14 protein-coding genes and 1 tRNA gene are annotated in these 14,485 nt (G+C 70.4%); 10 read left to right on the forward strand and 5 right to left on the reverse strand.

The features are described 5' to 3' along the window. Positions 1 to 2: 2 nt before the first annotated feature. Both IPV09_RS06870 and IPV09_RS06875 read right to left on the reverse strand, forming a co-directional pair. A complete protein-coding gene (locus IPV09_RS06870; protein WP_370590245.1) occupies positions 3 to 809 on the reverse strand; it encodes an ABC transporter ATP-binding protein in 807 nt (268 codons plus the stop codon). After that, on the reverse strand, positions 806 to 1,825 hold the full coding sequence (locus tag IPV09_RS06875) for an ABC transporter substrate-binding protein (RefSeq protein WP_207474501.1): 1,020 nt from the start codon (positions 1,823 to 1,825) through the stop codon (positions 806 to 808). Before IPV09_RS06875 ends, IPV09_RS06870 begins: the two co-directional genes overlap by 4 nt. 134 nt (positions 1,826 to 1,959) lie before the next feature. Between IPV09_RS06875 and IPV09_RS06880 the strand changes: the two genes are divergently transcribed. Both IPV09_RS06880 and IPV09_RS06885 read left to right on the forward strand, forming a co-directional pair. Next, positions 1,960 to 2,508, forward strand: a complete 549-nt coding sequence (locus IPV09_RS06880; RefSeq protein ID WP_207474502.1) for a DUF2231 domain-containing protein — start codon at positions 1,960 to 1,962, stop codon at positions 2,506 to 2,508. Positions 2,509 to 2,544: 36 nt separating this feature from the next. Then, positions 2,545 to 3,798, forward strand: a complete 1,254-nt coding sequence (locus IPV09_RS06885) for an APC family permease (protein WP_370590246.1) — start codon at positions 2,545 to 2,547, stop codon at positions 3,796 to 3,798. A gap of 113 nt (positions 3,799 to 3,911) precedes the next feature. Here IPV09_RS06885 and IPV09_RS06890 read toward each other — a convergent pair whose 3' ends face one another. Continuing rightward, entirely contained in the window at positions 3,912 to 5,057 is a 1,146-nt protein-coding gene (locus IPV09_RS06890) for a hypothetical protein (protein WP_207474503.1), read from the reverse strand. A 57-nt stretch (positions 5,058 to 5,114) separates the two neighbouring features. Between IPV09_RS06890 and IPV09_RS06895 the strand changes: the two genes are divergently transcribed. Further along, the gene (locus tag IPV09_RS06895) at positions 5,115 to 6,311 is read left to right on the forward strand and encodes a serine/threonine-protein kinase (RefSeq protein WP_207474504.1); all 1,197 of its coding nucleotides are present in this window, start codon (positions 5,115 to 5,117) and stop codon (positions 6,309 to 6,311) included. 9 nt (positions 6,312 to 6,320) lie between these two features. On the opposite strand, the gene IPV09_RS06900 is transcribed toward IPV09_RS06895, so the two are convergent. Further along, positions 6,321 to 7,910 carry a dolichyl-phosphate-mannose--protein mannosyltransferase gene (locus IPV09_RS06900; protein ID WP_242681343.1) on the reverse strand — a complete coding sequence of 530 codons (1,590 nt, stop codon included), beginning with the start codon at positions 7,908 to 7,910 and terminating at the stop codon, positions 6,321 to 6,323. Between the two features lie 206 nt (positions 7,911 to 8,116). On the opposite strand from IPV09_RS06900, the gene rsmI reads away from it, so the two are divergent. The 5 genes from rsmI to IPV09_RS06925 are packed head-to-tail and all read left to right on the forward strand — an operon-like array spanning position 8,117 to position 12,218. After that, a complete protein-coding gene (gene rsmI, locus IPV09_RS06905; RefSeq protein ID WP_207474505.1) occupies positions 8,117 to 8,992 on the forward strand; it encodes a 16S rRNA (cytidine(1402)-2'-O)-methyltransferase in 876 nt (291 codons plus the stop codon). Continuing rightward, positions 8,989 to 9,891 carry a TatD family hydrolase gene (locus IPV09_RS06910; protein ID WP_207474506.1) on the forward strand — a complete coding sequence of 301 codons (903 nt, stop codon included), beginning with the start codon at positions 8,989 to 8,991 and terminating at the stop codon, positions 9,889 to 9,891. Before rsmI ends, IPV09_RS06910 begins: the two co-directional genes overlap by 4 nt. Then, entirely contained in the window at positions 9,888 to 10,754 is an 867-nt protein-coding gene (gene rsmA / locus IPV09_RS06915) for a 16S rRNA (adenine(1518)-N(6)/adenine(1519)-N(6))-dimethyltransferase RsmA (RefSeq protein ID WP_207474507.1), read from the forward strand. The genes IPV09_RS06910 and rsmA overlap by 4 nt, the downstream gene beginning before the upstream one ends. A gap of 4 nt (positions 10,755 to 10,758) precedes the next feature. After that, entirely contained in the window at positions 10,759 to 11,697 is a 939-nt protein-coding gene (locus IPV09_RS06920; RefSeq protein WP_370590247.1) for a 4-(cytidine 5'-diphospho)-2-C-methyl-D-erythritol kinase, read from the forward strand. 26 nt (positions 11,698 to 11,723) lie between these two features. Next, positions 11,724 to 12,218 (forward strand): MarR family winged helix-turn-helix transcriptional regulator, encoded by a 495-nt coding sequence (locus IPV09_RS06925; protein WP_207474508.1) that lies wholly within the window; start codon positions 11,724 to 11,726, stop codon positions 12,216 to 12,218. Here IPV09_RS06925 and IPV09_RS06930 read toward each other — a convergent pair. Then, a complete protein-coding gene (locus IPV09_RS06930; RefSeq protein ID WP_370590248.1) occupies positions 12,215 to 12,862 on the reverse strand; it encodes a TetR/AcrR family transcriptional regulator in 648 nt (215 codons plus the stop codon). The genes IPV09_RS06925 and IPV09_RS06930 overlap by 4 nt on opposite strands. 105 nt (positions 12,863 to 12,967) lie before the next feature. On the opposite strand from IPV09_RS06930, the gene IPV09_RS06935 reads away from it, so the two are divergent. Both IPV09_RS06935 and IPV09_RS06940 read left to right on the forward strand, forming a co-directional pair. Further along, positions 12,968 to 13,046, forward strand: a tRNA-Gln gene (locus IPV09_RS06935). A gap of 42 nt (positions 13,047 to 13,088) precedes the next feature. Then, positions 13,089 to 14,471 (forward strand): 6-phospho-beta-glucosidase, encoded by a 1,383-nt coding sequence (locus IPV09_RS06940; protein WP_207474509.1) that lies wholly within the window; start codon positions 13,089 to 13,091, stop codon positions 14,469 to 14,471. Positions 14,472 to 14,485 lie beyond the last annotated feature (14 nt).

A 14,485-nucleotide genomic window follows, 5' to 3' on the forward strand; every position in this document is an offset into this window, starting at 1 on the left:
GCTCAGGCCCCGGCGCCGGGCACTCGGTCGACGCCCAGCAGGGTGCCGATCTGGTCGACGAGTTCCCCGAAGCGTCGACTGTGCAGGTGCTCCAGGCGACGCGGCCGCTCCAGTTCGACGGGCAGGTCGGCGATGATCGTGCCCGGCCGCGGGGACATGACCAACACCCGATCGGCCAACAACACCGCCTCGGAGATCGAATGGGTGACCAGCAGCGTGGTCGTGACCGCACCCGACCACAGCGGCGGCAGTTCGATGTTGAGCTTCCGTCGGGTGAGTTCGTCGACCGCGCCGAAGGGTTCGTCGAGCAGCAACAGCCGGGGTTCGGTGATCAGGCAGCGGGCGATCGCCGCCCGCTGGCGCATCCCACCGGACAGTTGCGCCGGGCGGGCAGTCTCGAAGCCGGCCAGACCGACCATGGCGAGCAGTTCGCGGACCCGGTCGTGGTCGACGGCCTGCCCAGCCAGCCGCTGCGCCAGCGCCACGTTGCCGGCGGTGGTGCGCCAGGGCAGCAGTGAGGCGTCCTGGAAGGCGATGGCCATCTCGCCGCGCCGACGCACGGCCAGCGGATCGTCCCCGCCGATGCCCACGGTGCCGCCCGGGTCGGGGCGCTCCAGTCCCGCAATGATCCGCAGCAGGGTCGACTTCCCGCACCCGGAGGGGCCGACCAGGGCCGTCACCGAGCCCGCCTCGAGGGTCAGGTCCAGGGTCTCCAGGACGACCAGCGGGTCGCCGGCGGTGGCAAAGGTCTTGGCCACCGCGACACAGGTGACCTCCGGGGCGGCCTGCTGGGTGGACGCGAGGGTCACGCCGTGGGTCCGTCCTTGTACACCTCGTCGAGGATGGACCGGTCCCACAGGTCGGCGGTGGCGCCCTCGATGCCGAGTTGCGTGAACAACTCCAGGTTCTGCTGCACCTGCTCATCGGTGAACCAGCCGAACCCGAACCTGTCGGTCGTCTCGGAGTACATGAGGTCGAGTTGCACTTCGGCCTGCTTCTGCTGGGCGGCCGGGTCGAGCCCGGCATCCGGGTAGGCCTTGATGGTGACGTCGGCGGCGGCCTTCGGGTCGTCCTGGTACAACTGCCAGCCGCGGGCGTCGCCGCGGAACAGCCGCACGATCTGGTCACGGAGGCGCGCGTCGTCCAGGCTGGAGCGCAGCACCGTGTAGGTCTGGCTCATCGGGTTGTAGCCGAAGTCGGCCAACAGCATCGAGTGTCCCTCGATGCCCTGGGTGGCCAGCGCCACCGGCAGGTCGTTGTAGAAGCAGTACAGTCCGTCGACCTGGCCGGCGGTGAGCACGGCCGGGTCGTACTGGCTGGGGATGAACTGCACCTGGTCGGTGGTGAGCTTGTTGGTGGCCATGAAGGCCGTCAGCCCCGGGGTGTCGGTGCCGGCGACGCCGATCTTCTTGCCGACCAGGTCCTGCGGCTGTTTCAGGGGCGCGTCGGCCAACGACAGGATCGTCGCCGCACTCTTCTGGTACTGGGCGCCAATGATGACCAGGTCGGCGCCCTCGGCATTGGCCCGGGCCACGCCATCGGCCACCGAGATGTTCATCAGTGCGGCCCCGCTGACGGTGTTCGCGTCACCGGCGACGTTGGGGCCGCCCGCGGCCAGCTTCACCTTCAGGTCCTGCTCCTCGAACAGCTTGCGGTCCTGGGCCAGGTAGGTGCCCCCGAACTGCACGGAGTGGGTCCAGGACAACTGGTAGGTCACCTCGGCGGGGCCGGCGGCCGAGGGGGAGTCCTGGCCGCAGCCGACCAGGCCGATTCCTGCCAGCGCACCGATGCCACCGAGCACGGCGCGACGAGAGTAGCTGGGCATGTGACCTCCTGTGCCGGGGACTCCACATCCTAGTCAGCGGTGGGTGCTGCCCGGTGAGTTTTGCCCAACCTGCCCGCGCATCGGCAGGGGGGATCACTCTGGTTGTCTGGACACCCATCATCCTGGAGGAAGAAATGACCGGCAACCGTCCCCTTGTCGAGACCATGATCAGCATCGAGAACAACGAGGACATCGACGCCGGCGTCGAGGGCCTGCGTCCGCTCATCGAGGCGGTGGTCGCCAATGACACCATCCGCGGCGTGCTGCAGGGCGACTGGGCGGGACACGCACTGCATCCCGCCATCGTGGTGCTGCCCTTGGGGCTGTGGTCGTCGGCGACCACGCTCGACCTGATCCGCCCGGGACGGGCCACCGAGTCTGCCCAGCTGCTGACCGGCCTGGGCATCCTGTCGACGCTGCCCGCGGTGCTGACCGGTGCCGCCGAAATCTCCACCGCCACCCAGAAGCAGAAGCGGGTGGGCCTGATCCACGTGTTGGCGAACAGCACCGCGCTGGGTCTGCAGGTGGGCTCTTGGGTCGCGCGCCGCGCCGGCCACCACCGCAGTGGCACGGCGCTGTCGTTGGCGGCGGTGGCGATGATGAGCTGGGGCGGCTACCTGGGCGGCCACCTGTCGGTGGCCCGCAAGGTCGGCAGCCACGACCCGGCCTTCGGTGAGGAGTAACCTTCGCGTCATCTGGCTGGCCTAGCGTGAGCTCACGTGAGCCACCCCACCACCCTTGCCCGCCGCCTCGGCCTGGCTGATGCCACCACCATCGGCGTCGGCTCGATGGTCGGCGCCGGCGTCTTCGCCGTCTTCGCCCCAGCAGCCCGGGTAGCCGGCGCCGCCCTGCTGGTGGGCCTGCTGCTGGCCGCCGTCGTCGCCTTCTGCAATGCCACCTCCTCGGCCCAACTGGCCGCCGTCCATCCCGTCGCCGGCGGCAGCTACGCCTATGGACGCGCGGAGCTGGGCCCCTGGTCGGGTTTCGCCGCCGGCTGGAGCTTCATCATCGGGAAGACCGCCTCGTGTGCAGCCATGGCACTCACCTTCGCCGCCTACCTGGTGCCCGACGGATGGGCCCAACGCCTGGTCGCTGTCGCAGCCGTCCTGGCGCTGGCCGCCATCAACTACCGCGGCATCACCCGCACCGCCCTGGCCACCCGCCTCATCGTCGCCGTCGTGGTGACGGTGCTGATGGTGTGGACGGCGAGCAACCTGGCCATCGACGGCCCCCGCCACCTCGCCGGGCTCAGCATCGAGCCCACGATCCTGGGAACCCTCCAGGCCGCCGGTCTGCTCTTCTTCGCCTTCGCCGGCTACGCCCGCATCGCCACCATGGGCGAGGAGGTCCGCGACCCCGGCCGGACGATCCCGCGGGCCATCATCGCCGCCCTGGCCATTGCCCTGACCATCTTCGTCGCCGTCGCGCTGACCCTGCTGGACCGGCTGGGGCCGGACGCGCTGGCGGCCAGCACCCGCCCCGTCCTCGATGCCGCCCGCGCCATTGATCCGTCCGGGGCGCTGGGGGTCGCGGTCGGTGCCGCCGCCGCGCTGGCCTGCCTGGGTGCCCTGCTCAACCTGATGACCGGTATCGGCCGCACCAGCCTGGCCATGGCCCGCGAGCGTGACCTGCCGACCTGGTTCGCCGGCATCCACCCCCGCTTCCAAGTGCCGCATCGCGCCGAGGTGGCCCTGGCCGTCGCGGTCAGCGTGCTCGTCCTGTTCGGGGGACTGCGCGAGGTGATCAGCTTCTCCAGCTTCGGCGTGCTGCTCTACTACACCGTCGCCAACGCCGCCGCCCTGCGCCAGCGCGAGGGACGCCGCTACCCCCGGGTGCTGCAGGTGCTCGGCATCGTGTTGTGCCTGGCCCTGGTGGCCACGCTGACCTGGAAGGTGCTGGTGACCGGTGTGGTGGTCCTCGCCGTCGGCCTGCTCGGTCGCGCCGCCGTGCTGCACCGGCGTGCTCGCTCCTGACCACGGTGGCCCAGCCCAACTCGGCGCTTCGAACACAGTGGTGTCACTTGGAGCAGGGTAGAGCGTGGTTGAACCGGCACCACCAAGTTCGAAGGGGCAGGACCACACGTTCCTCAGGCGGACTGGCGGTGCAGGGTGACCTGCACCATGCCGGCGATGATCAGCAGGACGCCGGCCACCAGCATCACCCACAGCACCGCCTCGGGGACGCCCGACGACGGGGTGGCGAAAACCACCTGCGGACCCAGCCCGTTGTTGACGGCCCCGTAGGGGGCGGCGATGAGTTGGTAGGGCAGCACGGCTGCGGTCTCCTTCGTGCTCGTCACGCCCACGATGAGCGTGTAGTACCCGGGCAGGTTGGTCAGTTTCCCACTCGCATAGAACGCCGGCTCGAGGTTCACCTCCACCACGCCACCTGGTGAGAGGTAGATCGAGGAGTACGTGCCGAACTCACCGGCTGGGTTGACCAGGTGCAGCCCGCCGCGCATGTCGGCGTCCTGCATCTGCTCCTGCACCGTCGGCGGGGGGTCGGGGAAGACGAGTTGCACCTGCAGGCCCTGGCCCCACTGCAACGGGATTCTGTAAGTATGCAGTGCGGCGGGGCCCACGTTGCCGCTCACCGTCTGCCGGGGGCTGAGCTCCCCGGCGTCTCCCAGCCAACGGCCCGGGGTGCCGGGAGCGCTGGCACCGACGCTGAGTGGTGACAGCTGCTGCTGCGGCTCATGGACGGGGTACAACGTGTTCTCCACGTTCGGCACCGTGAACAACCGGAGGCGCACCTGCACCGGGTCGGTACCCGAGCCGGCGCGACGCACCGACAGCACCAGCCGCGTCGAAGCCAGGCACTGGTCGCCGGCGCGCACCGTCGAGCCGACGGTGGCCGACATCAGCGGGTTACGGGAGCTCGCATAGCGTGACGCCGTGGCGCTGCCGCAGCGGGTGCCGGACGCGTCACGCAGTTCCACGTCCAGCCCGTCGTCCTGACCCGGCGCGGCCACCGCGCTGACCGAGGCGGTGACGTCCTCACCGGCAGCCCGCTCGATGGTGTAGACGCGGACGCCCTGGTCGGTGTCGGTGGCGCCCACCTCGTCCCACGAGTCGCCGACCACCAGGACCGGGGCGCCGGTCGACACGCTGGTGCCGGTGACCCGCTTGCCGTACACCGCGTCGTCGCCGCCGCTGCTGCAACCGGAGACCACCAGCATCACACCGGCCGCCAGGCCGGCCAACAGCCGGGTCGGCCAGCGCGGTCGGGTCATGGGGGTGAGTCTAGACAGGGGAGGCCGAATGGCCCGACAACTGGCAGGATGGGCGCGATGGGTGAAGTCTTCGCGGGTCGTTACGAGCTCGTCGACCCGCTGGCGAGCGGGGGCGGCGGCGTCATTTGGCGCGTCTGGGACCTGCGTGTCAAGGAGTACCGGGCCGGCAAGGTGCTCAAGCAGTCCCACTCCGACTCACTCATCCGCTTCATGCGCGAGACCAGCTGGCGGGTCGATCACCAGCATGTCGTCACCCCCCTGGGCTGGGCCGGTGAGGACGACAAGGTCATGTTCACCATGCCGCTCATCCGCGGCGGGTCGCTGGCCCAGATCATCAAGGAGCAGGGGGCGCTGCCGCCGGTCTGGTCGGTGCGGGTCATCGACCAGTTGCTGGAGTCCCTGATCGCGGTCCACGAGACCGGGCTGGTGCACCGTGACGTGAAGCCCGCCAACATCCTGATGGAGCCCAGCGCCACCTCCGGCAGGATCGACCCGTACACCTACCTGTCCGACTTCGGCATCGCCGCCCCCATCGGTGACCCTCGGATGACCCGCGCGACCGAAGTCATCGGCACACCCGGCTACATGTCGCCCGAGGCCCAGTACGGTGCCGACCCGACACCCCAGCAGGACCTGTACTCGGTCGGGGTGGTGCTGCTCGAGATGCTGACCGGGCGACGTCCCCCCGCCGAGGGTGCCCCGGTGATTCCGCCCGCTGCCGCCGACGTGCCGCTGGGCAGGTTCATCGCGAAACTGTTCGAGGACGAGACCAGGCGCTACCAGACGGCCCGCTCGGCGTTGGAGGCGCTGCGGGCCACCACGTTGCCGCGCAGCGGCAACCGTCCGATCGTGATCCCCGACCGCATCCCCGACTTCCCCGAGGGCTGGAACCACGCCGGTCCGATCACCACCGCATTCACCGGGCCGAGTCGACCCGACGCCATCCCGGCCGGGGGCACGGTCACCTCGCTGCCGGGCCAGGCGTTCCCCATGGAGCGGGTGCCCAGCGGTGCCCAGCCGCACCGACCCGCCCCGGGGTGGAGCATCAGCGACACGCCCGGCCAGTACCAGAACTCCCCGGTCAGCGGACGCAGCGCCGCCCTGCCACCGCCATACGCCCCGACCGTCGGGGTCACCCCGGGCCGTCGCTCGTTCCTGGCCGGTTACGCGGCGCTGCCCGAGTCGGTCGGCTGGGGGCTGCTGGCCCTGGGTGTGATCCTGTCCGGGCTGGCCCTGTTCCTGATGCTGATCTAGCCGGTCGGCTCAGATCCAGCTGCCGAACCACATCCGCAGCTGCCACTGGCGGCGGGTGAGCAGTTCGTCGGTGTAGATGGGCCAGTTGAACGCGAAGTTCAGGGCCACCACACCCACCACCGAGGACACGATCCACGAGTTGCGCCTGCGGTCGGCGTCCCCGGCGGCACCCAACAACTTGCCCAGCACCAGCGCCAGCACCACCACCGTGAACGGGACGATGCACACGGCGTAGAAGAAGAACAGCGGACGCTCGGTGTACTGGAACCACGGCAGGTACATCGCCAACGCTGCCACGATCGGCAGCCCGAACCGCCAGTCGCGCCCGGCGACCCAGTAGATGATGCCCGCGATCAGCGCCGCCGCGGCGAACCACCACAGCGTCGGGGTGCCCAGCGCGGTGATCACCCGCAGACAGGTGTCGCCGACGGCCTCACAGCCCTGCTGCCCGGGCTGGATGTCGTTCTGGGCGTCAATGCCAATGGGCCGTGCCATCACCAGCCAGCCGGCCGGGTGCGCCTCGTAGACGTGGGTGGCGTTGTTGATGAAGTCACCGGTGTGGAACTCATACATCGAGCGGTGGTAGGCCAGCCAGGAGCCGAGCCAGTTCGGCAGGTCGGCCAGCACCGAGCCCTGGTTGGCCTCGTTCAACGTCCAGTTGCGGTCCCAGCCGGCGGTTGTCCGGAACCAGCCGAGCCAGGTCGCCATGTACACCGGGACCGCCAGCACCACCATGGAGAAGAAGGCCGGGATGCCGTCGCGCAGCAACGCCCACCAGGCATGCCCCCTGGCGCCGGCCAGACGGCGCGCCGAGACGTCCCAGAAGACGCTCAGCAGCCCGATCGCTGCCAGCGCGTAGATCGAGTTCCACTTCACGGCGATGGCGCAGCCGAACATCACTCCCGCGACGATCCGCCACGGACGCCACCACAAGGCCGGCCCGAACCGTCCGCCCAGGTCGGGTTCGCCGATCTTCAGCAGGTGCCGGGCCAGCCGGTGCCGGAACCAGTCCCGGTCGGCGGCGACGGCGGTCACCGCGGCCACCACGAAGGTCGCCTGGAAGATGTCGAGCAGACCGGTGCGGCTCATCACGAACTGCAGCCCGTCGAAGCAGAGCAGGATTCCCGCGATGGCGCCGACCAGCATCGAGCGGCCCAGCCGGGCGGCCAGGCGGATGACCAGGAAGATCATCAACGCCCCGAACACGGCCGAGGGCACCCGCCATCCCCACGAGTTCATGCCGAAGACGGCCTCGCCCGCGGCGATCAGCCATTTGCCCAGCGGCGGGTGCACCACGTAGGCCGAGCAAATGTCGTCGACGGCGTTCGGACGCGAGCAGGGTCCCTGCACGAACAACGCGCCCAGGTTGCCGGTGGCAATCTGGGCATTGGCCTCGCTGACGAAGTCATGTTCGAAGCCGAAATTGAGCAGCGCCCAGCCGTCCTTGGGGTAGTAGGTCTCGTCGAAGATGAGCTTGCGGGGGAAGTCCAGGTGGTAGAGCCGCAGCCCCAACGCGAACAGGGTGATCGCGATCGTCACCACCCAGCCGACCACACCAGACTTCGGCGGCCCGTCCTGCAGGCGCTCAATGGTGGTCAGCAGGGGCCTGTTCGCAACGATCGGCTCGCCCACCGGCAGCGGCAGCATCGGCTGGTCGGCCAGATCGGGGCTGACCGGTCCATAGACCACCGAGCCCGCTGGACGGGCTTCGGTGAGGGTGTCGTCTTGCTCGGGCGTACGCGTCACCCCGCCATCGTAGGCGTTGGCTGGTCACGGCTCGTCCGCCGAACGGGCAAGATGGACGGGTGACCAACCTCGAGGCGCCGACCGTCGGCCAGGACAGACCCGGACGCGTCGTGCTCGCCGGCACCCCGATCGGGCACAAGGACCAGGCCTCCGACGCGTTGCGGGCCGCCATCGTGGCGGCCCCCCTGATCGCCGCCGAGGACACCCGCCGCTTCCACACCTTGCTGCGCCGGCTGGGACTGCACACCGACGCCCGCATCGTCAGCTTCTACGACCAGAACGAGGCCGAACGCACCCCCGAGCTGGTCACTGCGCTGGCCGACGGCGACGTCCTGGTCGTCTCGGACGCCGGCATGCCGTTGGTCTCCGATCCGGGATACCGGCTGGTCCAGGCCGCCCTGGCCGCGGGCCACGAGGTCACCGCGGTGCCCGGCCCCTCGGCGGTGCTGACCGCGCTCGCCGTCTCCGGTCTGGCGACCGACCGCTTCTGCTTCGAGGGGTTCCTGCCCCGCAAGGACGGCCCGCGCCGACGCCGCCTGGCCGACCTGGCCCACGAACCGCGCACCATGGTCTTCTTCGAGGCGCCCCACCGGCTGGCCGACTTCCTGACCGACGCCGCCGAGGCCTTTGGCGTCGATCGTCCGGCCGCGGTCTGCCGGGAACTCACCAAACCCTACGAAGAGGTGCGCCGCGACGGCCTGGGCGCCTTGGCCGCGTGGGCGGTCGAGCATGCCCGCGGCGAGATCAGCGTCGTCGTCGCCGGCGCCCCGGCCAGCGACGACGACATCGACCCGCTGGCCCTGGTGCGCGCCCGCATGACCCAGGGCGAGAAACTGTCGGCGGCCGTCGCCGAGGTGGCCGCCACCACCGGGGTCAACCGCAAGCAGTTGTACGCCCGGGCGATCGCCGACCGGGACACCGGAGGAGATCGATGAGCGACCCGTCCCGGCTCGAGGAGCAGCTGGCCGAGCGGGGTCTGCCGACACTGCCCGAGGCGCTGCCGCGGCCGGTCATCGACTCCCACACCCACGCCGACACCACCACCGAGTACACCGGCCTGTCGGCGCCCGACAGCCTCGCCCTGGCCTGCCGGGTCGGGGTCAGCCGACTCGTCCAGGTGGGCTGCGACGTCGAGGGCAACCAGTACGCCGTCGACCTGGCCCGGGTCACGCCGGGGGTCGTCGCATGCGTCTCGATCCACCCCAACGAGGCCGCCCGGGCCGGTGACGCGCTGGACGAGCAGCTCGCCCAGGTCGCCCAGCTCGCCACCGCCGGTGACTTCGTCCGCGGCATTGGCGAGACCGGACTCGACTACTTCCGCACCCGCGACCCCGAGGGACACGACCGCCAGCGCTACAGCTTCGCCCGCCACATCGAGCTGGCCATCGAGCACGACCTGACCCTGGTCATCCACGACCGCGACGCCCACGCCGACGTGCTCAAGGTGCTCGACCAGGTCGGCCTGCCACGGCGCATCGTCATGCACTGCTTCAGCGGCGACGCCGACTTCGCCCGCGAATGCCTCGACCGGGGCGCGTGGCTCAGCTTCCCCGGGGTCATCACCTTCGGGTCCGCCGGCCCCCAGCGCGAGGCGTTGGCAATCACCCCCCTGGACCGCATCCTGGTCGAGACCGACGCCCCCTTCCTGACCCCGGTTCCCGTGCGCGGCCGGAAGAACGCGCCCTACCTGCTGCCGCACACCGTGCGCTTCGTGGCCGACCAGTTGGGCCAGGACCTGGACGAGTTCTGCGACCTGATCGTCCAGAACACCTTTGACGCGTTCAACGGCGAGTGGGGCCAGATCGAGGCCGACGACATGGAGGAGCTCTCATGAGTGGACACGACAGCGCACTGCTCGGCGCCGGGGCGGTCCGCGAACTGGCGGCCCGCCTCGACCTGACGCCCACCAAGCAGCGCGGCCAGAACTTCGTCATCGACGCCAACACCATCCGCCGGATCGTCGCCCTGTCCGGGGTCAGCGCCGACGATGTGGTCATCGAGGTCGGCCCCGGTCTCGGTTCGTTGACCCTGGGACTGCTCGAGGTGGGGGCCTCGGTGACCGCCATTGAGATCGACGACCGGCTGGCTCGGGCGCTCCCCGGCACCATCGGCGAGCGGATGCCCGAGGCGGCCCACCGGTTGCGGGTCGTCGAGTCCGATGCCATGGCCGTCCAGGACCTGCCCGGCCCGGCGCCCACCGCGCTGGTCGCGAACCTGCCCTACAACGTCTCGGTGCCGGTGTTGCTGCACCTGCTGGCGCAGTTCGACACCTGGCGCACGGGTCTGGTGATGGTCCAACTCGAGGTCTGTGACCGGCTGGTGGCCCCGCCGGGCTCCAAGGTCTACGGCGTGCCGTCGGCCAAGCTCGCGTGGTACGCGTCGGCCACCCGGGTGGGCACGGTGCCGCCCACGGTGTTCTGGCCGGTGCCGAACGTCGAGTCCGGTCTGGTCAAGATCAGCCTGCGGGAACCACCTGAGACCACCGCCACCCGCGCGCAGGTCTTCGCCGTGATCGACGCCGCCTTCGCGCAGCGCCGCAAGATGATGCGCGCCGCCCTGGCCGGCCTGTGCGGCGGCTCGGCCGCGGCGTCCGAGGTGATCGAACGGGCAGGTTTCGACCCCCGGGCCCGAGGCGAAACCCTGGACATCACCGCCTTCGCCAAGATCGCCGAGGCGCTTCACTCTGGGCTAGGTTGAGCGGGTGGAACAGACCGGGACGCAGCCGACGCTGCACATGTTGGGCCGGGTCAAGGTACGGGTTCCAGCCAAGGTCAACCTGGCGCTGAAGGTCGGGCCGCTGGGGGATGACGGCTACCACCCGCTCGGCACGGTCTTCCACGCCGTGTCGCTCTACGACGACCTCGAGGCGCTGCCCGCCGAGGGCATCAGCATCGAGCTGCGCGGTGAGGGCGCCGACACCCTGCCCCAGGACCAGGGGAACCTGGCCGTGCGGGCCGCCGAACTGTTGCGCGAGACCTACGGCGTCGACCACGGGGTGGCCATGTCGGTGATGAAGACCATTCCGGTGGCCGGCGGCATGGCCGGCGGGTCCGCCGACGCCGCCGCCGCCCTGCTGGCCTGCGCCATGCTGTGGGACCTGGACACCCAACCCGACGACCTGCACGAGCTGGGCAGCCGGCTCGGCAGCGACGTGCCCTTCGCGCTGGTCGGCGGCACGGCCCGGGGCACCGGACGAGGCACCGAACTGGTCCCGATGATCAGCCGCGGCGCCTACCACTGGGTGCTGGCCATGGCCCGGGACGGACTCGGCACGCCTCTGGTCTACCGCCGCTTCGACGAGATGCACGCGGCCGGTGAGGTCGAGCCGGGCACCGAGATTCCGCGGGAACTGATGAACGCCCTGGCCACCGGTGACGTCGCCGGGGTCGGCGCGGCCCTGGTCAACGACCTCGAACGGCCCGCCATCAGCCTGCGCCCCGAACTGGGCCGGGTGCTCGACCACGGACGCCGGGCCGGTGTGCTGGGCGCGATGCTGTCCGGTTCGGGGCCGACCTGCGCGTTCCTGGTCGGCTCCGAGGAGCAGGCCATGGACCTGGCCGCCCAGATGAAGACCCACCCGGCGGTGTGGTCGGTGCGCCGCGCCGTGGGGCCGGTCCCCGGGGCCCGCCCCGTCAGCTGAGGCGAAGGCGTGGTTGACTGAGGGTCATGCAGGACGAAGTAGACGAACTCATGACCGCCTGGCGTCGCGAACGTCCCGACCTGTCATTGGAACCGATGGCACTGTGGTCGCGGGTGAAGCGACTCGAGCAGTACCTCGACATGGCCCGCCGCAGCGCCTACGCCGAGCACGGTTTGGAGATCTGGGAGTTCGACGTGCTGGCGGCCCTGCGTCGCGCCGGTGAGCCGTACCGGCTGACGCCGGGACAGTTGCTCAAGGAGACCCACGTCACCTCCGGCACCATGACCAACCGGGTCGACCGGCTGGTCGAGCGCGGCTTCGTCGTCCGCGAGAGCCACCCCGTCGACGGGCGCGGGGTGCTGGTCACCCTGACCACCCCGGGCAGGCAGCGGGTGGACGCGGCCCTGGACAGCCTGCTGACCACCGAGACGGCGCTGTTGGGCAGCCTGTCGGGGGAGCGCCTCGACCGAATTGCCGACGACTTGCGCGTGCTGCTGCTCGCCCAGATCCAGGCCCACTAGGACCCGTCGTCGCCCGAGATCAGCCCGGGCTCGAACTCCAGGTTGCGCATGCCGTTCCAGGCCAGGTTCACCACGTGCGCCGCCACCACCTCCTTGGCCGGTTCACGCGCGTCCAACCAGGCCTGGCCGACCATGGCCACCAGACCCACCAGCGCCTGCGCGTACAGGCCGGCGAAGGTGGGGTCGTAGCCCTGGCGGCTGAACGGACGGGCCAGCAGGTCCTCGACCTTGGCGGCAATGTCGCTCAGGATGCTGGCGAAGGACCCGCCGCTGCTGCCCACCGTGGAGTCGCGGGCCAGGATGCGGAAGCCGTCCGGTTCGGCGTCGATGTAGTCCAGCAGGGCCATGGCGCCCCGCTCAATCAGCTCCCGGAACCCGGCGTGCACCATCAGCGAGGTGCGGATCGACTGCAGCAGGGCCCGCGACTCGCGGTCGACGACCACGGCGTAGAGGCCCTCCTTGCCGCCGAAGTGCTCGTAGACCACCGGCTTGGACACCAGGGCCCGGGCGGCGATCTCCTCGACCGAGGTGCCCTCGAAGCCATTGGCGGCGAACAACGCCCTGGCCACGTCGATCAGTTGTTCGCGACGTTCCGCGCTGGTCATCCGGACGCGGACGCGGCGGGACTCTGGTGTCTGGGTCACCGGCCCAGTTTCCCCGATGACGGGGTCGGGTTCCACCGCGACGCCACGACATGCGCTCGGCGAGGGAGTTTGCGTAGAGTGTCGGTGTTGCCCGTGCGGCAGCGTTCCCCGGTTGGTCTGCCGGTAGGGCCCGCCTGACTTTGAATCAGGACTAGCGACGCAGGTTCGACTCCTGCCCGGGGAGCAATCGCGTTCGACTCAAACTCCGACCGCAGGAGGCCACACCATGAAGCTGACCCTTCTGGGTGGCGGCGGCTTCCGCGTCCCGCTGGTCTACCGCGCGTTGATGGCCGACCAGAGCCCCGGACGGGTCAGCGAGGTGCGCCTGTACGACGTGGACGAGGTGCGCCTGGCCGCGATCAGCCAGGTGGTCGCCGAACTGGCCGCCGGTCGTGAGGACGCGCCCACCGTCATCGCCACCACCGACCTAGGCCAGGCCCTGGCGGGCACCGACTTCGTCTTCTCCGCGGTCCGCGTCGGCGGCACTGATGCCCGGGCCGCCGACGAACGCATCTGCCTGGACCACCAGGTCATCGGCCAGGAGACCGTCGGCGCCGGCGGCATCTCCTATGCGCTGCGAAGCATCCCGGTCGCGCTGCAGTTCGCCGAGGCCATCCAGACCCACGCGCCCTCGGCCTGGGTGATCAACTTCTCCAACCCGGCCGGGGTGATCACCCAGGTGCTGCGGGAGCGGCTCGGCGACCGGGTCGTGGGCATCTGCGACTCACCTGTCGGGCTCGCCCGCCGCGCCCTCAAGGCGCTGCGGGGGGCCGGTCTGGTGCCCGACGAGCCGGGGGCGCAGATCCGTCCTGACTACCTGGGCCTGAACCACCTGGGCTGGCTGCGCGGACTGCACGTGGACGGCGCGGACGTGCTGCCGCTGCTGCTGGAGCGCGCCGACCTGCTGGAGACCTTCGAGGAGGGCAGGCTCTTCGGTGCCCCGCTCATCCAGACACTGGGTGCCATCCCGAACGAGTACCTGCACTACTACTACTTCACCCGTGAGGCACTGGCCGCCGACCTGGCGGCCACGGACCCGCGGGGACAGTTCCTGGCGGCCCAGCAGGGACGCTTCTACGCCGCGGTCGCCGCCCTGGGTGGGGGACCCGGGGCGCTGGACCTGTGGGAGGCGACCCGGCTCGAACGCGAGCAGACCTACATGGCATCCAACCGTGAGGCTGCCGGAAGCTTCGAACGCGACCAGGACGACCTGCAGACCGGCGGCTACGACCAGGTGGCGCTGGCCATCATGCACGCCATCGCCAACGACGAACCGGCCGAGTTGATCCTCAACGTCGCCAACAGGGGCACCATCGGCGCCCTGGCAGACGAGGACGTCATCGAGGCCCCCTGCCGGATCGACGCCACCGGCATCCATCCCCAACCGGTCGATGACCTGTGGCCCCACGCCCGGGGCATCGTCAGCAACGCCAAGTACGTCGAGAACGCCACCATCGCCGCCGCCCTGCAGCAGTCCCGCCGGCAGGCGCTGCTGGCGCTGGTGCACCACCCGCTGGTCGACTCCTACGCCGTCGCCACCCAGGTGCTGGACGACCTGGTCGCGCACTATCCCCAACTGGCCGCACTGGGGTCGTCGCCGAGCCGATAGAGTGGGCACCGCCA

This window comes from Tessaracoccus sp. SD287, assembly GCF_017355265.1.
Classification (GTDB): Bacteria; Actinomycetota; Actinomycetes; order Propionibacteriales; family Propionibacteriaceae; genus Aestuariimicrobium.

Bases quoted from the DNA above. Each gene is read 5' to 3' on its own strand.
- IPV09_RS06895 (WP_207474504.1), top strand. From the start codon at position 5,115: ATGGGTGAAGTCTTCGCGGGTCGTTACGAGCTCGTCGACCCGCTGGCG.
- IPV09_RS06910 (WP_207474506.1), top strand. From the start codon at position 8,989: ATGAGCGACCCGTCCCGGCTCGAGGAGCAGCTGGCCGAGCGGGGTCTG.
- IPV09_RS06940 (WP_207474509.1), top strand. From the start codon at position 13,089: ATGAAGCTGACCCTTCTGGGTGGCGGCGGCTTCCGCGTCCCGCTGGTC.
- IPV09_RS06880 (WP_207474502.1), top strand. From the start codon at position 1,960: ATGACCGGCAACCGTCCCCTTGTCGAGACCATGATCAGCATCGAGAAC.
- IPV09_RS06890 (WP_207474503.1), bottom strand. From the start codon at position 5,057: ATGACCCGACCGCGCTGGCCGACCCGGCTGTTGGCCGGCCTGGCGGCC.
- rsmA (WP_207474507.1), top strand. From the start codon at position 9,888: ATGAGTGGACACGACAGCGCACTGCTCGGCGCCGGGGCGGTCCGCGAA.
- IPV09_RS06875 (WP_207474501.1), bottom strand. From the start codon at position 1,825: ATGCCCAGCTACTCTCGTCGCGCCGTGCTCGGTGGCATCGGTGCGCTG.
- IPV09_RS06925 (WP_207474508.1), top strand. From the start codon at position 11,724: ATGCAGGACGAAGTAGACGAACTCATGACCGCCTGGCGTCGCGAACGT.